This window comes from Amycolatopsis sp. EV170708-02-1 (assembly GCF_022479115.1).
In the GTDB taxonomy this organism is placed as follows: Bacteria; Actinomycetota; Actinomycetes; order Mycobacteriales; family Pseudonocardiaceae; genus Amycolatopsis.
Genome location: NZ_CP092497.1, coordinates 144,631 through 161,737 on the forward strand (window position 1 = coordinate 144,631; position 17,107 = coordinate 161,737).

Here is a 17,107-nt window from a genome sequence, read left to right on the forward strand (position 1 = left end):
GGTGCAGGCGCCTGTTTGCCGTCGGCGGAATCGCGTCGCGCCCCGCAAACTTCGCGTTCGACGGGACGGCGGTCCCGTCGACGAATCGATCCGGGAGAACGTGGCGATGAAGACTGTCCTCAGCCCACTGTCCACAATAGACATCGAGGGTGGCCGTCGCCGGACGTATCTGTGTTTTCCTCCCGCCGGGGCAACCGTTCTCTGTCTGCGCGGGATCGCCCGCTTCTCGGTCGGCTGCGAGGTATGGGGGGTGGAATACCCCGGGCGCGGCGAGCATCTGACCGAGCCGCCCGCGGAGTCGCTCGGAGATCTCGCCGACCGGATCACGCAGGACATTCTCGTCCACTTCGGAGCCGAAAGACTTTCGCGAACCGTCCTCATCGGATTCAGCATGGGCGCGTTCGTCGCACACGAGGTGGCCCAACGCGTCCATTCCCGGGCACGCACGGCACCGGCGGCGTTGGTGGTCGTGGGAGCGTGCGCGCCCCAGCGGCGTGTGCCGGGAAGGTACGCGGAGATGGACGCGGCCGAGGTGGAGCGGCTGCTCGACCGGACCGGGCTGACGCCCGCCGCCGGCTACCGGGACTCGCCCGAACTGCGGGAATACGCGGTGGATCTGCTGCTCGGTGATCTGCGGCTGATGAGCGAATATGCCGGCCCCGCGAAGGTGATGCTGTCCTGCCCGATCGTCGCGATCCGCGGCGACGACGACCCGGCCTTCGCGGCGGGCGAGGAGGAAGTCCGGGCGTGGCAAGCATGGACGTCCGGGCGGTTCACCGGCGTCGCCGTGCCCGGCGGGCATCTCGGGATACTCAAGCCCGGACGGGAAGCCGAGTTCTGGTCCTGTGTCCGCCGTCCCGAACCCGCCCGGCAAGGAGCCTGGCGATGAGCGGCCCGGCACCGTCCACGGTGAACGGCACTCGACGGCGGCTTCCGCGGGTCGGCTGGTGCGACCTGTTCGAGCACCAGGCCCGGCGGACTCCGGACGGCATCTGCCTGGTCGCCGACGAGGTCGCCTGGACCTTCCACGAACTCGACCGCTGGGGTGACCGGCTCGCCCGCGTCCTCCGGGACACGGGCGCCGCACCGGGAACGGTGGTGGCCTGCGCGATGACGAGGTCCGTGCGGGCGGTGCTGGCCGTACTCGCCACGGCGAAGGCGGGAGCGGTGCATCTGCCGATCGATCCGTCCCTGCCCGCCGCACGCGTCGGCGCGATCCTCGCCGACGCCCGCCCTTCCGTGGTGCTGACCGATGCCGCGAGCCTCGCGGATCGGGCGGATCTGCTGCTGTCCGGCGAGGACTGGCAGGGCGAACTCGCCGGGCGGGACGAGCGGCGGCTGCCGCGGACCGGCGACGGCGCGGCGTACGTCATCTACACCTCTGGTTCGACGGGACGGCCCAAAGGAGTGGTGGTCGGCCATCGCAGCCTGGTCAACCTGCACGGCGAACTGACGGCCCGGTTCTTCCCGGCCGGTCGCGGCCCTCAGCGGGTGGCGCACGGATTGCCGCTGGTCTTCGACGCGTCGTGGAATCCGCTGTTGTGGATGGTGGGCGGGCACGAGCTGCATCTGGTCCCCGATCCGGTACGCGCGGATCCGGAGTCCTATGTGGACTTCGTGCGGGAGCACCGGTTGTCGGTCGTGGAGGCGGTGCCCGCGCAGATGTCTGCGCTGCTTCAGGCCGGGCTGCTCGAAGACCGCAACCGCCCGCGGACGCTGCTGATGGGCGGCGAGGCCATCGGCCAGGAACTGTGGTCGCACCTGCGTGGAGCAGTGGGCGTCACCGCGGTGAACCTCTACGGCCCGACCGAGTGCACGGTGTTCACCACGGCGTGCCGGCTGAGCGACCGCGCGACGCCGTCGATCGGGCGGCCCATCGGCAACACCGCCGTCCAGGTCGTCGACGACGAGCTGCGGCCGGTGCCGGTCGGGGAACCCGGCGAACTCCTGATCGGCGGCTCCTGCCTCGCGCTGGGCTACTTCGGGCGGCCGGAACTGACCGCGGACCGGTTCGTCACCACGGGCGAGCGCCGGTACCGGACGGGCGACCGAGGCCGCCTCGCGCCCGACGGCCGGCTGGAATGGCTGGGCAGGCTGGACGATCAGGTCAAGATCCGGGGTCATCGGGTCGAGCCGGGTGAGGTGGAGCAGGCGCTGCTTTCGCTGCCAGGGGTCCGGCAGGCCGTCGTCCGGGCCGAAGGCGCCGAGCCCCGGTTGGTCGCCTACGTCGTGCTCGGCACCGGCACCGTCCCTCTCGTATGGGAACGGCTGCGAGCGACGCTGCCGCCGTATCTGTTGCCCTCCAGTGTGATCCCGCTCGAGACGATGCCGCTCGGGCCGAACGGGAAGATCGACCGGGCGGCCCTCACCCCACCCGTTCCGGCGGTGCGGGTGAGCGTGCTGACCCCCACGCAGGAACTCGTCGCGACCGCCTTCCGGGTCCAGCTGGAGATTCCGGCGGTCGACGCGGACAGCGATTTCTTCGCCCTCGGCGGGCACAGCCTGTCCGCCGCGGCGCTCGCCGTCCGGCTGAGGGCGCTGGGCGTGCCGTGTTCGCTGCGGGACGTCCTGGCGCGCCGCACGGTCGCGCGGCTCGCCGAACTCGTACCCACCACACCGAAAGGAGCGACGCCGTCATGGACGACTACGACGTGATCGTGGTGGGCGGCGGTCCGGGCGGCTCGACCGCCGCCGGGCTCACCGCCGCGGAAGGCCACCGGGTACTGCTGCTCGACAAGGACGTCTTCCCTCGCTACCAGATCGGGGAATCCCTGCTGCCGGCCACGATCCACGGGATCTGCGCGATGCTCGGCGTACGCGACGACATCGAGCGGGCCGGATTCGTCCGCAAACACGGCGGGACCTTCAAATGGGGTACCAGGCCCGAGCCGTGGACGTTCTCCTTCGCCGCGTCCGACCGCATGGCCGGGCCCACGTCCTACGCGTATCAGGTCGAGCGCGCCCGGTTCGACACGCTCCTGCTCGACGGCGCCCGCCGGCTCGGCGCCGAGGTCCGGCAGGAACATCGAGCGCTCGGCACGATCCGGACCGGCGACCGGATCGGCGGTGTCCGCTACCTCGACGACACGGGACGGGAACGGCGGGCGACGGCCCGGTTCGTCGTGGACGCCTCCGGTCACGGCAGCAGGCTCCACCACGATGTCGGCGGCACCCGCGAGTATTCGCCGCATTTCCGCAACCTGGCGCTGTTCGGCTATTTCGAGGGCGGCGGCCGGATGCCCGCGCCCGGCTCCGGGAACATCCTGTGCGTCTCGTTCACCGACGGCTGGTTCTGGTACATCCCGCTTTCGGACACCCTGACCAGTGTCGGTGCCGTCGTCAAACACAGTTCGGCGAACAGGGTGCAGGGCGACCCCGCGGCGGCCTACACCTCGCTGATCGGGGAATGTCCGCTCATCGGCGAACTCCTCCGGAACGCCCGCCGCGCGACCGAACCACCGTACGACCGGCTCCGCGTCCGGAAGGACTATTCCTACGATCGGACCGCCCTGTGGGCCCCGGGGATGGTGCTGGTCGGGGACGCCGCCTGCTTCATCGACCCGGTGTTCTCCTCGGGAGTGCACCTGGCCACCTACAGCGCGCTGCTGGCCGCTCGATCCATCAACAGCGTCCTGGCCGGTTTCGCGGACGAGAAACGGTGCTTCGCGGAGTTCGAAGCCCGCTACCGCCGGGAGTTCGGCCTGTTCCGGGATTTCCTCGTCACCTTCTACGAACTGGACACCGACGAAGACGCCTACTTCGCGCACGCGCGACAGCTCACCGATCATCACGGGAGCGACGGCGAGGCTTTCGCGGATCTCGTCGGCGGAGTGTCCTCGAAGGACTTCTCCCGCGCGATGTTCGGCGACGTGCTCGCCGAAGGTGTGCAGCTGCAGTTACGCGGCCTGCTCGGTGAAGCCGCGGGCGACGAGCCGCCGATGTTCCCCGGCGGGCTCGTCCCCACCGCGGACGGCAGGCGGTGGCGGGTGCCCGATGCCTGACCTCCCGCTCCTGCTGGCCGCGCTCGCCGTGCTGCTGCCGCTGGCACGCTGCTTCGGCTGGGCCTTCACCCGGCTCGGGCAACCGGCCGTCCTCGGGGAGATCAGCTGCGGGCTCGTCGTCGGCATCGCCCTGCAAACCGGCTCCGGCCTTCCCGGCAGCGTCGAAACGGCGCTGGACGCCTTCGCCCAGCTCGGCCTGATCGTGTTCCTGTTCGGGGTCGGCGCCCGCCTCGCCCCCTCGATCACCCCCGCGCGGATCACGGCGGCGTTCGTGCCCGCGCTCGGCGCGATCGTCGTCCCGGTCGCCCTCGGCGCGCTGCTGGCACTCCTGCTCGCCACCCGCCACGCCCCCGCCGGTGTGACCCCGTTCGTCCTGTTCGCCGCCGCGGCGATGGCGGTGACCGCCTTTCCCGTGCTGGCGAGGATCCTGGCCGAACGACGCATGCTGGACGACCCGGACGGCCGCTGCGCGCTCACCGCGGCCGCGCTCACCGACGCCGCGGCGTGGGCGGCGCTCGCCTTCGTCGCCGCGTCCGTCCACAATGGAGCCACGGTCTGGTCGATGCCGGCCCTGATCCCGTTCCTGCTCGGCCTGACCGTCCTCGCCCGCCCGTGGTTCGGCCGGGCACTGGATCGGCTGTCCGCCCCGGCCGCGGCGTCGACCATGGTCGTCCTCGCCTGCGCGGGGGCGGCGGTGACCGGCGCGATCGGCTTGCACGCCGCGATCGGCGCCTTCCTCATCGGGGCCGCAGCCGGCCGCCCCGCGTCCCGCCACGACGCCGCCGCGGTGACCGCGCCCGTCGTGTCCCTGCTGGTCCCGCTGTACTTCGTCCTCATCGGACGGAAGGTCGACCTCGGTGACCTCGACGCCGTCCTGGTGACCGAAACCCTCGCGATCATCGCGGTCGCCGTCCTCGCCAAGGGCGGCGGCGCGTACCTCGGTGCCCGCCTCGCCGGGCAGGAACCCCGCCGCGCCGCGGTGTTCGCGACCCTGATGAACACCCGCGGTGTCACCGAACTCGTCTTCCTCGGCGTCGGGCTCGGCCTCGGCGTCATCGACAGCGCCTTCTACACCGCGATGGTCGCCATGGCCCTCGTCACGACCGCCATGACCGGCCCACTCCTCAACCACCTCGAACGGAACAAGGTGACCCGAGATGCCTGACCACCCGGCCGAACCCTGGCGGATCAAAATGGTCGAACCGATCCGCGCCACCACCCGCGAACACCGTGAACGGGCGCTCCGGGCCGCGGGCTGGAATCCCTGCCTGCTCCGCTCCGAAGACGTCTACATCGACCTCTTCACCGACTCCGGCACCAACGCCATGTCCGACCGGCAGTGGGCGGCCCTCATGCGCGGCGACGAAGCCTACGCCGGCGCTCGCAGCTTCTACCTCTTCGAACAAGCCGTCCGCACCCACTACGGCTACGAACACGTCATCCCCGTCCACCAAGGGCGCGGCGGCGAGAACATCCTCTCCCGGTGCCTCATCCGCCCGGGTACCCATGTCCCCGGCAACATGTACTTCCCCAGCACCCGCGCCCACCAGGAGCTCAACGGCGCCACCTTCCACGACGTCATCATCGACGAAGCACACGACCCCGCGGGCGAACATCCGTTCAAGGGCGACGTCGACCTCGGCAAGCTGCAGGCGGTCATCGCCGAACACGGCGCCGACATCCCTTACGTCTCACTCGCCGCGACCGTGAACATGGCGGGTGGCCAGCCCATCAGCGTCGCCAACCTCACCGCCGCCTGCGACCTCGCCCACGCCCACGGCATCCCGGTCTTCCTCGACACCGCCCGCGCGGTGGAAAACGCCTGGTTCGTCAAACAACGCGAGCCCGGCTGGGAGCACCACTCGATCGCGGAGATCCTGCTCGCCCTCTGCGCCCCCACCGACGGCGCCGTCATGTCGGCCAAAAAGGACTGTCTCGCCAACATCGGCGGCTGGATCGCCCTGCGCGACCCCGATCTCGCCGAACAAGCACGCGGGCTCGTCCTGCTCTACGAAGGACTCCACACCTACGGCGGCATGGCGGGCCGCGACATGGAAGCCATCGCCCAGGGCATCACCGAATCCGTCGACGAGGACCACATCCGCGCGCGCGTCGCCCAGATCGAATACCTCGGCCACCGGCTCCACACCGCGGGCGTCCCGATCGTCCGCCCCCTCGGCGGCCACTGTGTCTGCGTCGACGCCACCGCCGTCCTCGGCCATCTCCCCCGCACCGAACTCCCCGGCCAGACCCTCGCCGCCGCCGTCTACCTCGAAGGCGGTGTCCGCGGCGTCGAACGCGGAACCGTCTCAGCCGGACGCGACCCGGCCACCGGCGAAAACCGCTACCCGTCGCTGGAGTTCCTCCGGCTCGCCATCCCCCGCCGCGTCTACACCCAAAGCCATATCGACCACGTCGCCGACACGCTCATCCGCGTCCACAAGGACCGGCACCACATCACCCACGGACTCACCTTCACCCACGAACCACCCCACCTCCGCTTCTTCCAAGCCCGCTTCGCCCCGACGGCCGGCACGAGTATCCGCACCACCTGAACCTGCCCGTCCCTCTCCTCGTGCCCTGGAAGCCGCGGGAAACGTTGCGTACACGAACACGGATCCCGCGCTCACGGCCTGCCTTGTCGCTGCGGGGGCGTCACACTCCCGCCAGACCTTTCGCCATCTCCGTCAACGACTCCAGCCCCTCCCGGGCACGGGTGTCGTCAGGGTCGCAGACGTATTGCAGGGTCAAGCCGTCCACGCCGGCGACGATCATGCGCGCCAGGTGGTCGAAGGGAACAGCGGCGGTCTCGCCCGCGCGCTCGGCGGCGTGCCGGCACCAGTCGGCCACGACGGTGGCGTAGCGCTCGTACTGGAGCCGGGCGAGATCTTCGTGGCCCGCGGTGCGCAGGGCGTACATGGTGAGCTCGTACTGGAGCAACTGCAGCTCGCGCCCGTTCCGGACGAGTCTGCCCCAGTAGGCGTCGAGTCCCTGATGGATCGCGTTCGCCAGCCCCTGGTCGGTAGCCGCGGAGTCGGCGAGGACCTGGGCGATGTCGTCGACGACGCTCTCGATCACCGCGCGGAGCAGCTTCTCCTTCGACGGGAAGACGTACTGCATGGTGGCGAGCGGGGCCCCGGCCTCGGCGGCGACGACGCGCACCGATGTCTTGGCGACGCCGTGGGTGGCCAGCGCGGTGCGTGCGGCCGCGATGAACTGCTGCCGGCGTACCGCCGCCTCGACGTACGGCATGGCCACCTCTTTCGGTCGGATGACCGAGATTTTGCCACGAACGCTTGCCAGGGCAGGCGTGACGCTCCTAATCTGAGGCAACTCGGTCAATCGACCGAATCTCCGGATCCGAGGAGTGGGTCATGAAGGTCGTGGTCGTCGGTGCGGGACTGGCTGGGCTGTCCGCCGCCCGGGAACTCAGCCGGGCCGGAGCCGAGGTCGTGGTGCTCGAAGCCCGCGACCGGGTCGGCGGCAGGCTCGAAGGCGGCGAGCTCGCGGGCCATCCGATCGAGCTCGGCGGGACTTGGATCGGCGAGGGACACTCCCGGATGCACGGGCTCGTCGAAGAGCTGGGGCTGGAAACCTTCCGCACCTGGAACGACGAGGGCAAGGTGCTCATCCGGCTCGGCGGCAAGCGCGCCCTCGTCAGCGGCACCAAAGGCACCGTCCCCGGCTCAACCCCGTCGCGCTCGCCGACCTCGCCCAGGGCTTGGCCCGCTTCGGCAGGCTCGCCCGCACCATCGACCCCGCCCAGCCGTGGGCGCACCCGAAGGCGCGGCTGCTCGACGGCCAGACCTTCGAGACCTGGGTACGCCGCACCCTGCGCACGCCGAGCGGGAGGGCTTACTTCAGGATCGCGACCGAAGCGATCTTCGCCACCGACACCCACGACCTCTCCTTGCTGCACGCGCTCTTCTACGCGGTCAGCAACACCGACCTCGAGACCCTCCTCGCCGTCGACCGCGGCGCCCAGCAGGACCGCGTCGTGGGCGGCTCGGTCCTTGTGGCCCAACGGCTCGCCGACGGTCTCGACGTCAGGCTGTCCACCCCGGTCGTCTCGGTGGCCCACGACGCCACCGCCGTCACGGTCGGCACTCTCACCGGCGAGGACTTCGTCGCCGACCGTGTCGTCATCGCCCTCCCGCCCACGCTCGCCGGACGTCTGCGGTACGACCCGGTGCTGCCGGCGTGGCGCGATCAGCTCACCCAGAAACTCCCCGCCGGCACCGTCGCGAAGACCTTCGCGGCGTACCCGTCCCCGTTCTGGCGCGAGCAGGGACTCAACGGTCAGATCGTGTCCGACACCGGCCCGGTCAAGGTCACCTTCGACGTCTCCCCGCCGGGCGGCGAGATCGGCATTCTCCTCGGCTTCGTCGAAGGCGGCGACGCCCGGCGCTGGCAACGGCTCCCCGACGCCCAGCGCCGCCAGGCCGTGATCGACTCCTTCGTCGGCCACCTCGGTCCGCAGGCAGCCACCCCGACCGCGTACACGGAGAAGAACTGGAGCGCCGAGGAGTTCACCCGCGGCTGCTACGGCGCCCACTTCGCACCCGGTGTGTGGACCGGCTACGGCGACATGCTGCGGCCCGCGATCGGCCGGATCCACTGGGCCGGGGCCGAATACGCCGTCCACTGGAACGGCTACATGGAGGGCGCTGTCCGCTCCGGCAGCGCGACCGCACAAGAGATCATCGACGGTTGACCGCGAAGTCCGTTCCTCCGAGCTGCCCCGGGCTCAAGAAGCGACGGTGTCGATCAGCCGGTTGAACCGAAGTCGCGTCGCGCGTTCGACGGCGGAAAGCGCGGTCGCGACACCCAGCGTGATCTTTCCCCAAGCGGGCAGATTCGGTGACGGCCTCGGCGCCGTGCATGAGCCCGCAGTCCTTCCTGGGAGCGATCGTGCGGGCGCAGTGCCGGGCCGGGCCAGGGCCCGCCCGGCACCTACGGCCGGCGCGCTACTCGGAGGGCAGGACCTCGTCGTCGGCGTGCGTGCCGAACTCGGCGACCCGTACCTCCGCGATGTGCTCGTACCGGTTGATCCGGTCGGTCCACTCGGTGTCGACCCCGAACGCGGCCTGCGCGAAACCCACCCGGCCGATGGCCTCGGCCAGCCCCGGATCGCCGGGGGCCATCAGCCGCACCGGCGCGTCGAGGGCCACGGTGTGCGGCGGCACGAAGTACTCGTCCGGCACCACGGTCCGCGCGTGGACGAGCGCGCCGACGGCGACGACCGAGCCGGCCCCCAACCGTGCGCGCTGCAGGACCGTCGCCGCGGTCGCCACATAGGAGCACCGGCCGACCTCGCAGCCCAGCAGCGTGGCGTGCGGCCCCACGAAAACGTGGTCACCGACGAGCACCGGCTGTTCACCGGCGACCGCGGACCCGCGCACCACGGCGTTCTCGCAGATCACCGACGCCTCCCCGACCTCGATCCGGGCCCCTTCGGCATCGAGCACCGCCCCGTACATCACCCGAGCCCTCGGCCCCACCCGGACATCACCGACCAGCGTGGCCGTCGGCGCGACGTAGGCGGTCGGATGGACCTGGGGTTCCCGCCCGCGGTGCCGGATGCGGATACCCCGCGTTTCACCGATCATCAGCCGATATTCGCCTGGCCCGCCGCCGGCCTGCTGGCGGATTTCGGACATCGTGTTCGCCGCGCGGAGTCACGGTGTCGTCGGCTCGGGCAGCACGGCGGTCATCGCGCCGTCCACGGTGACGGTCTCACCGGAGACGAACCTGGCCTGATCGCCGAGGAGGAAGGCGATCACGCTCGCGACGTCCTCCGGCCCGGCGAGTTCGCCGACCGGCTGCAGCCCGGTCAACGCTTCGCGAGTGGCGGCGTCCTGCCAGCGATGCGCGTTGCGCGGCACTTTGACGAACCCCGGCCGGACGGTGTTGCACCGCAACCCGCGCGGTCCGAGTTCCACGGCGGCCGCGCGGCCGAGCGCCTCCAGCGCGGCCTTGGCCATCGCGTACGGGGCCTGCCCGCCCCACGCCAGGCCCGCGTGGATCGAACTGACCAGCACCGCGGCGCACGGCCGTCCCCCGGCACGGGCGACCAGCTGCTGCAACGGCTCCAGCGCGGACACCGCGCCGACGTCCAGCACCCTGCGCAGCGCGTCCGCGGTCTGCTCGGCGAAGGGGGCGCGATACTCGCTCAGCAGGCAATGCACCAGTCCGGTCGCGCCGCCGAGGGTGTCGAACGCGGCGCCGATCACGGCCGGATCGGTCGCGTCACCACGGATCCACGGCACCCCGGCATGGTCCGGTGGCGGTGGTGCGATGTCCACCACCGCCACCGGTCGTCCCTCCAGCAGCAACGCCCGCACCACGGCCGAGCCGATACCGCCCGCGCCGCCGAGTACCACCACACCGCTCATGACCACTCCCCACTGGTGAAAAAGGCACGCACGACGAGCCCCGCCGCCGCGACGACCAACGGATTGCCCCGCGCCAGTGGCCGGGCCAGTGCTCCCGGCGGAGCCGTCTCGACGCGATCGCGCACCGCGTCGAGCCATCGGTCCGACGGCGCGCCGCTGCCACCGAGGACGATCAGGTCCGGCCGCATCAGGTCGTACACCGTGTCGGCCACCAGAGCCACCTGGGCGCTGCGAGCCTCGAGCAGCCCGGCCGCGGCCGGATCCGTCGCCGCCAAGCGGATCAGCTCCCCCAGCGAGGTCGCCACGATCCCGGCGGACCGGGCGGCGGCGAGCAACGCCACGTCCGTCCCGCACTCACCGAAGCGCCCGTACCCGCCACCGGTGAGCTCGGGTACGAGAAGGCGGCCGAAACCGCCCTGAACGATGCCGTTCGAGTGCGTATCCACCGGCCTGCGGAGGAACCCCGTCTCCGTGACGTTGCCGATGAACAGGTACGACACGTCGTGCCGGCCGAGCCCCGCGCCGAAGGTGAGTTCGGCACCCAGCAGGGCCGCCACGTTGCCGTCCACCACGACGTCGAGCCCGGTCCGCTCGCGGAACACGCCGTCGACCCGGACGTCGGCCCAGCCCAGCACGTCGTTGCGCACGACCCGGCCGGTCGCCCGGTCCACTTCACCGCCGGCGGTGACCCCGACGCCCAGCACAGGTCCCGGCGCGGCGTCCGCCATCCCGGCGGCCAGCTCCGCGGCGTGCCGCACTGTGGCGGCGCTGTCCGCCGGATCGCGGGTCTCGGCGTACGTCTCGACGCAGCGACCGGAGAGGTCGATCAGTCCGAGCGTGGTCCGTTCGAGGCCGAGGTGCACACCGACCGAGTACCGGCTGGACGAGTCGAGCTCCACCGGCACGCGGGGCCTGCCGACCCGGGCGCCGACCGGCCGCTCGACGAGTTCACGGACGACACCGGCGGACAGCAAGGGCTCGACGATCCGGCTGACGCTGCCGTGGTTGAGTGACAGTTCCTTCGCGATGTCGCCGCGCGCCAACGGACCGCTCCGGGCGAGCAACTGGAGCACGGCGGCCGTGTTGGCCCGCCGGGCCTCACGCGGCCGGGTTCCGCTGTGGCCCGGGTGGTTCATCCTCACTCCGGCTTCCCGGACTCGACACCGTTGGTGTCTTCGAGCTCGACACCGGTGGTGGCCAGCCACGGGGACACCAGCACGATCACCGCGCTCACCAGGAACGCGCAGGCGTACCACGCCACGACCGTGATCCCGTGCTTCTGCGCCAGCATGGGTGCCAGGAACACGTTGAGCGCGATCGCGAGCCGGGTCACGCACTGCGCGATACCGGATCCCAGGCCCCGCAAGGAAGTGGGGAACGCCTCGGTGCTCCACACCCAGGACAGCACGCCCGGGCCGAACCAGGTCAGCATGGCGTAGACGACCCAGAAGGCCACCAGGCCGACGCCCGCCCGCTCGCCGGTGAACGCTATGCCCAGCCCGGCGGCGAACACCCCGAGGCACGTCCACACGCCCAGCCAACGCCGGTTGACCCGGTCGATGATCGCGGCCCCCGCCACCACGGCGACCAGCCCCACCACGAAACCCAGCAAGGAGAAGTGCAGGGTGTTGGAGACCCCGATGCCGGTGCTGCTGATGATCAGCGGTCCGGCGACCGTCGCCACCGCGCCGCCGAAGGCCTGGATGGCGAAGAAGGCCGTGACCGTCGCCAGCCGCCGCCAGGCACCACCGGCCAGCAACATCCGGTAGCTCCGCTTCTCCGAGACCTCGCGCTTCGGCGGTTCCAGCCCGAGTGCGTCGTAGATTCGCCGCGCCTCGTCGACGCGGCCGCGTGCGCTCAGCCAACGGGGCGACTCCGGCAGGAACTGCCTCGCCACCAGCACCGCGGCCGCGGGCAGTGCGGCCAGCCCGAACAGCAACCGCCACGTCTCATCGCCGAACAACGGCTGGAGCGCCAGCGCGAGCAGCACCGACGTGACGGCTCCGCTCAGCCACATCATGTTCGGCAAGCTGCCCGCGATCCGGCCCCGGCGGGATTTGGGGGCGATCTCGGTGAGGAAGGCGTGGGAGGTCGGGATGTCCATCCCCACCGCGACACCGAGCACGAACCGGGCCGCGACCAGTTGCCACACGTCCTGGACGAACGCCGCGGCGAGGGAGGCCACCACGAACACCACCAGGTTGATCATGAAGATCACCCGGCGGCCGAACCGGTCGGACAGATCACCGAAGACCACCAGGCCGAGCGCCGTGCCCACGAACGCCGCCGCGGTCACGAGGCCCACCTGGGACGCGGTGAGGTGGAACGACGGCTTGAGGAACAGGACGGCGGCGCCGATGACGAGCAGGTCGTAGCCGTCGATGAACTCGCCGAACGCGACCAGTCTTCCGGTCCAGTTCCGCACGAACCGCGCCCGCCTCGGCGACATCGCCGCCCGGCTCGCCATCCCCGACACCATCAGGATTCCTCCCCGCTCCGCCTTTTGTGCGACGTGCACCAAATTAGGAGCGGGTGCGCCTCCCCCGCCCGTATCGGGCGTCGCGGGGGCCGATCGGCCTGCCGAGTCAGGCCGATCGGGCAAGCGCCCTGGCGGTCGGCAGGGCTCAGGCGACGGTCTTGGACTCGACTTCCGCGTTCGCCTTCTCGTGCAGGTCGACGCCCCGCGTTTCCGGCAGGGTGAAGACGACCAAGGCGCTGATGATCATCAGCACCATGCCGTAGAGGACGAACAGCGACGGGAAGCCGTTCTTGGCGAGGAGCGTCTGCAGGTACGGCGCGGTACCGCCGAAGGCCGCGACCGCGATCGAGTACGGCACGCCGACACCGATGGTGCGGATGCGGGTCGGGAAGATCTCCGCGTAGACCGCCGGGCCGATGGAGGAGAACCCGGCCATGAAGATCAGCGCGATCGACATCGCCAGGAAGAGCTGCCACGCCTGGTCGCCGACCATCGCGTTCAACGGGAAGCTCAGCACCAGGAGGCCGACGATCGCGATGAACAGGACCGGTTTCCTGCCGATGCGGTCGGACAGCCTTCCCCACAACGGCAAGGCGATCAGGAAGACCACGTTCGCGAACACGCCGGCCCACAGCGCACCGGTCGGGTCGACGCCGCGCACGGTGATCGCGTACGACGGCGCGGCGACGGCCCACATGTAGTAGATGACCGTCGCCCCGACGGTCAACCCGACGACCTGCACGAGCAGCTTCGGGTTCTGCTTGATCGTCTGCCAGATCCGGCCCTTCTCGGCCTTCTTCCCGGCGGCGTCGTCCTTGGCCGTCTCGGCGAGGAACACCCCGGTCTCCCGCATGCGCAGCCGCATGTAGAGCGAGTAGATCCCGAAGACGCCACCGAGCACGAACGGGATCCGCCAGCCGAAGGAGAGCATCTGCTCGTGGCTCAGCGCACCGGAGAGGACCGCGCCCAGCAGCGTCCCGGCGAGCACGCCGCAGGTACCGGAGAAGTAGATCAGGCTCGACCACAGCCCGCGCCGGGCGGGCGGGGCGACCTCGGCGATGTAGGTCTGCGCCGAAGGCAGCTCACCGCCGTGCGCGAGGCCTTGGGCCAGCCGTGCCACCACGAGGATCACCGACGCCCAGACACCGATTTGGCCGTACGTGGGGGAAAAGCCGATGACGAGGCTGCCGCCGGCGGCGATCGCGACCGTCAGCGTCATCGCCAGCTGACGGCCTTTGCGGTCGGCGATCCAGCCGAAGACCAGACCGCCCAGCGGCCGGGCGGCGAAACCGACCGCGAAGACCGCCAAGGTGCTCAGCAGCGCCGAAACCTCGTCTTGGGCGTTGAAGAACTGCGCGGCGAAGAACGACGCGAACGTCGCGTAGATGTTCCAGTCGAACCATTCCATCGCGTTGCCCGCGCCGAGCCCGAACAGGGTGCGGCGGCGGTCCGTGCCCGCGGACGCGCTCATCGGGTGGCTCCTTCGGCGAAGCGGTCGAGACGGCGGACGGCGAGTTCGGCGTAGACGGTGGCGGCCCTGGACAGCACGGACGGGTCGAAATCGGCGTACGGGCTGTGGTTGTTGGGCGCGGTGTCCGGCTCGAGCCCGGGCATCAGCGCACCGAGCCCGAGGAACGTGCCCGGTACCTCGGCCAGCACCCGGGAGAAGTCCTCGGAACCGGCCACCGGATTGGGCAGCTCGGTGTAGTACTGCTCGCCGATCGTCTCGCGGACGACCTCCGCGCCGAACGCGGTCTCGTCGACGTCGGTGACGGTGACCGGGTACTCGCTTTCGAACACGACGTCGGCGGTGACGCCGTGCGCCCGCGCGACGCCGTCGATCGTCTCGCGGATCGCCGTGTCGAGCAGCGCGCCGGTGGCGTCCGAGAAACAGCGGACGGTGGCCTCGAATTCGGCGGTGGCGGGGATGACGTTGCGCTTGGTGCCGCCGCGGATGACGCCGACGGTGAGCACGGCCGGGTCGAAGATGTCCAGCCGCCGGGTGACCATCGTCTGCAGCGCGGTGATCATCGCGGCGGTCGCGGAGATCGGATCCTTGGCGCGGTGCGGCATCGACCCGTGGCCGCCTTCACCGTGCACGGTGACGAGCAGCCGGTACGACGCGGACATCAGCGTGCCGGGACGGCTGGCGAATTGCCCGCTGGGCAGCATCGACGAGAAGACGTGCAGCCCGTAGGCCGCGTCGGCACGGCTGCCCGCGGCGTCGAGCACGCCTTCGCGGAGCATCACGCCGGCGCCGTCCCAGCCCTCCTCGCCCGGCTGGAACATCAGGACGACGTCGCCGTTGAGGCGATCGCGGTGGGCGTGCAGCAGCCGAGCCGCGCCGACCAGCGACGTGGTGTGCAGATCGTGGCCGCAGGCGTGCATCGCGCCGTTCGTGGCGGCGAAGTCCAGCCCGGTCGCTTCGGCCACCGGCAGGGCGTCCATGTCCGCGCGCAGCAGGACGGTGCGCGGCCGGGCCGAATCCCGGGCCGTACCTTCGCCGCGCAGCACCGCGGTCACCGAGGTCGTGTCGGTGCCGGTGGAGACCTCCAGGCCGAGCCCGTCGAGTTCACGCAGAACCCGCTCCTGGGTGCGGGGCAGGTCGAGACCGATCTCGGGCTCGCGGTGCAGGTCGCGCCGCAACCGGACCAGCTCGTCCTGCAGGCTTCGAGCGTCGTCGTGAAGGTCCACCGGTCGATCTCCTCTTCGTCGGACGTCGGCGTCTTGGTCGTCGAGTGTGCGAATCCACGTCCGATATCGGGCTAGAATTGTCGGAATCGCTCAACGATCGGCCCCCGGAAGAGCAAATGGTGATCGGTTCGCTGGATGAGGACGACTTTTCGCTCATTCACGCTCTGCAACTGCGGCCCCGTGCCACCTGGGCGCAGCTGGGCGACGCCCTCGGTTCGTCGCCGGTGACGCTGACGCGGCGCTGGGAACGGCTGCGTGACGGAGGCGGCGCCTGGGTGACGGCCTATCCGCGCGTGCCCGGGCACTCCCGGATTCAGGCCGCGTATGTCGAGATCCGCTGCGCGAGCGGCCAGGTCCGGGAGCTCATCCGCGAGCTGTCCACGTGGCCTTCGGTGGTCAGCATCGAGGAGGCCTCACGCGAGTACAGCCTGGTGCTGACGGTGTTCGGCCTCGGCATGCACGACCTCTCCACCCTGCTGCTGGACGCGATCCCCGGGCTTCCCGGTGTCCTCAACATCCGTTCGCATCTGGTGTCGCGGTTGCACGTCGAAGGCAGCTCGTGGCGGGTGGGCGCGCTGGACCGGGGGCGCGTGCAGGCGTTGTCCCAGCTGCCGCCGTCCGGCGGCGCGGGCGGACGGCAGACGGCGGTGCAGCCGTGGCACGAGCCTTACGCCTCGCTGACCAGCGCGCTCGGCGAGGACGGGCGCCGCAATGCCGCGGACCTCGCCCGGCTCACCGGCCGTCCGGTGTCGACCGTCCGGCGCCAGCTCGGCCATCTGCTCGCCGCCGACGCGCTGACGTTCCGGTGCGAGATCGCGCAGGGGCTCACCCCGTCGCCGATCGTCGTCAACTGGTGGTGCCAGGTGCCCGTCGCGCACGTGCCGACCTGCGTGGACCGGCTGCGGGCGAACCCGGCCATCCGCCAGATCGCGAGCCTGCCCGGCCCGGCGAACCTGCTGGTGACCACCTGGATGCGCTCGATCGAGGAATCGATGCGGATGCAGGAACATCTGGAACAGGACCTGGCCCCGCTGTCGATCGTCGACTCGGCGCTGATCCTGCGGACGGCCAAACGGATGGGCTGGCTGCTGGACGATCTGGGGCGCAGCACGGGATTCGTCGTCACCATGCCGGCTCGCCGGGAATGAGCCTTGTGCCTGGGAGTCGCATAGCCACTCGGTCTGCACACAGAGGCAGCCGGAGCGGCTCATCCAGGAGATCTCGACTGTCCATAAGGGACTCAGCTTGCGGCTTGAGTGCCCGATTCAGGTGATTTACGCACCTCAGGGAGGGGTCGTGAGTGTTTTGGGTCGTTCTAACCTCCTTTACCACTCACGACCCCTGCGCGGAACTGCACATATGTACATTGATCGGACATCCAGCCGTCAGGAAGTGTCCCTTGTGGACACTCTTCGCCTGCGCCATCTCGACTTCGCCGAGCCCCTGACGCTGAAGGTTGGGGAAAGTGGCTTTCGCAACGTGTGTGGCCTCGACGCGTGTCGCGAAAGCCACTTTCGGGACATCACACGTCCCGAAAG

At 70.6% G+C, this 17,107-nt stretch carries 13 protein-coding genes and 1 pseudogene; 7 read left to right on the plus strand and 7 right to left on the minus strand.

The annotated features are described in order from the left end of the window. The first annotated feature begins 106 nt into the window (after positions 1-106). Genes MJQ72_RS00640 through MJQ72_RS00660 form a run of 5 tightly spaced genes read left to right on the plus strand, consistent with a single transcriptional unit; the run spans position 107 to position 6,556 of the window. The gene (locus MJQ72_RS00640) at positions 107-889 is read left to right on the plus strand and encodes a thioesterase II family protein (RefSeq protein WP_240597041.1); all 783 of its coding nucleotides are present in this window, start codon (positions 107-109) and stop codon (positions 887-889) included. Further along, a complete protein-coding gene (locus MJQ72_RS00645; protein WP_240597042.1) occupies positions 886-2,655 on the plus strand; it encodes an amino acid adenylation domain-containing protein in 1,770 nt (589 codons plus the stop codon). The genes MJQ72_RS00640 and MJQ72_RS00645 overlap by 4 nt, the downstream gene beginning before the upstream one ends. Further along, positions 2,637-4,001 (plus strand): tryptophan 7-halogenase, encoded by a 1,365-nt coding sequence (locus MJQ72_RS00650; protein WP_240597043.1) that lies wholly within the window; start codon positions 2,637-2,639, stop codon positions 3,999-4,001. The genes MJQ72_RS00645 and MJQ72_RS00650 overlap by 19 nt, the downstream gene beginning before the upstream one ends. After that, entirely contained in the window at positions 3,994-5,166 is a 1,173-nt protein-coding gene (locus MJQ72_RS00655) for a cation:proton antiporter (RefSeq protein WP_240597044.1), read from the plus strand. Before MJQ72_RS00650 ends, MJQ72_RS00655 begins: the two co-directional genes overlap by 8 nt. Further along, complete coding sequence (locus tag MJQ72_RS00660; protein ID WP_240597045.1) at positions 5,159-6,556, plus strand: tryptophanase; 1,398 nt, start codon at positions 5,159-5,161, stop codon at positions 6,554-6,556. The genes MJQ72_RS00655 and MJQ72_RS00660 overlap by 8 nt, the downstream gene beginning before the upstream one ends. Before the next feature lie 100 nt (positions 6,557-6,656). Here the strand turns inward: MJQ72_RS00660 and MJQ72_RS00665 are convergent, their stop codons facing one another. Further along, positions 6,657-7,253, minus strand: coding sequence for a TetR/AcrR family transcriptional regulator (locus tag MJQ72_RS00665; RefSeq protein WP_240597046.1), 597 nt, complete (start codon positions 7,251-7,253; stop codon positions 6,657-6,659). A 122-nt stretch (positions 7,254-7,375) separates the two neighbouring features. Here MJQ72_RS00665 and MJQ72_RS00670 point away from each other — a divergent pair. After that, positions 7,376-8,715 (plus strand): annotated as a pseudogene (locus tag MJQ72_RS00670) (flavin monoamine oxidase family protein). 253 nt (positions 8,716-8,968) lie between these two features. Here the strand turns inward: MJQ72_RS00670 and MJQ72_RS00675 are convergent. The 6 genes from MJQ72_RS00675 to MJQ72_RS00700 form a co-directional block, all read right to left on the minus strand. Then, positions 8,969-9,661, minus strand: coding sequence for a gamma carbonic anhydrase family protein (locus MJQ72_RS00675; RefSeq protein ID WP_240597047.1), 693 nt, complete (start codon positions 9,659-9,661; stop codon positions 8,969-8,971). 18 nt (positions 9,662-9,679) lie between these two features. Then, positions 9,680-10,396: an SDR family NAD(P)-dependent oxidoreductase gene (locus MJQ72_RS00680; RefSeq protein ID WP_240597048.1), complete on the minus strand. Its 717-nt coding sequence runs from the start codon at positions 10,394-10,396 to the stop codon at positions 9,680-9,682. Continuing rightward, on the minus strand, positions 10,393-11,532 hold the full coding sequence (locus tag MJQ72_RS00685) for an ROK family transcriptional regulator (protein WP_240597049.1): 1,140 nt from the start codon (positions 11,530-11,532) through the stop codon (positions 10,393-10,395). The genes MJQ72_RS00680 and MJQ72_RS00685 overlap by 4 nt, the downstream gene beginning before the upstream one ends. Positions 11,533-11,534: 2 nt before the next feature. Then, complete coding sequence (locus tag MJQ72_RS00690) at positions 11,535-12,875, minus strand: MFS transporter (RefSeq protein WP_240597050.1); 1,341 nt, start codon at positions 12,873-12,875, stop codon at positions 11,535-11,537. Between the two features lie 145 nt (positions 12,876-13,020). Further along, a complete protein-coding gene (locus tag MJQ72_RS00695) occupies positions 13,021-14,346 on the minus strand; it encodes an MFS transporter (protein ID WP_240597051.1) in 1,326 nt (441 codons plus the stop codon). Further along, a complete protein-coding gene (locus MJQ72_RS00700; protein ID WP_240597052.1) occupies positions 14,343-15,569 on the minus strand; it encodes a M20 family metallopeptidase in 1,227 nt (408 codons plus the stop codon). Before MJQ72_RS00700 ends, MJQ72_RS00695 begins: the two co-directional genes overlap by 4 nt. A 116-nt stretch (positions 15,570-15,685) precedes the next feature. Here MJQ72_RS00700 and MJQ72_RS00705 point away from each other — a divergent pair, with 116 nt between their 5' ends. Then, complete coding sequence (locus tag MJQ72_RS00705) at positions 15,686-16,717, plus strand: Lrp/AsnC family transcriptional regulator (RefSeq protein WP_240597053.1); 1,032 nt, start codon at positions 15,686-15,688, stop codon at positions 16,715-16,717. Positions 16,718-17,107 lie beyond the last annotated feature (390 nt).

Bases quoted from the DNA above. Each gene is read 5' to 3' on its own strand.
- MJQ72_RS00690 (WP_240597050.1), bottom strand. From the start codon at position 12,875: ATGGTGTCGGGGATGGCGAGCCGGGCGGCGATGTCGCCGAGGCGGGCG.
- MJQ72_RS00695 (WP_240597051.1), bottom strand. From the start codon at position 14,346: ATGAGCGCGTCCGCGGGCACGGACCGCCGCCGCACCCTGTTCGGGCTC.
- MJQ72_RS00675 (WP_240597047.1), bottom strand. From the start codon at position 9,661: ATGTCCGAAATCCGCCAGCAGGCCGGCGGCGGGCCAGGCGAATATCGG.
- MJQ72_RS00660 (WP_240597045.1), top strand. From the start codon at position 5,159: ATGCCTGACCACCCGGCCGAACCCTGGCGGATCAAAATGGTCGAACCG.
- MJQ72_RS00665 (WP_240597046.1), bottom strand. From the start codon at position 7,253: ATGCCGTACGTCGAGGCGGCGGTACGCCGGCAGCAGTTCATCGCGGCC.
- MJQ72_RS00685 (WP_240597049.1), bottom strand. From the start codon at position 11,532: ATGAACCACCCGGGCCACAGCGGAACCCGGCCGCGTGAGGCCCGGCGG.
- MJQ72_RS00640 (WP_240597041.1), top strand. From the start codon at position 107: ATGAAGACTGTCCTCAGCCCACTGTCCACAATAGACATCGAGGGTGGC.
- MJQ72_RS00650 (WP_240597043.1), top strand. From the start codon at position 2,637: ATGGACGACTACGACGTGATCGTGGTGGGCGGCGGTCCGGGCGGCTCG.
- MJQ72_RS00645 (WP_240597042.1), top strand. From the start codon at position 886: ATGAGCGGCCCGGCACCGTCCACGGTGAACGGCACTCGACGGCGGCTT.
- MJQ72_RS00680 (WP_240597048.1), bottom strand. From the start codon at position 10,396: ATGAGCGGTGTGGTGGTACTCGGCGGCGCGGGCGGTATCGGCTCGGCC.
- MJQ72_RS00705 (WP_240597053.1), top strand. From the start codon at position 15,686: ATGGTGATCGGTTCGCTGGATGAGGACGACTTTTCGCTCATTCACGCT.
- MJQ72_RS00655 (WP_240597044.1), top strand. From the start codon at position 3,994: ATGCCTGACCTCCCGCTCCTGCTGGCCGCGCTCGCCGTGCTGCTGCCG.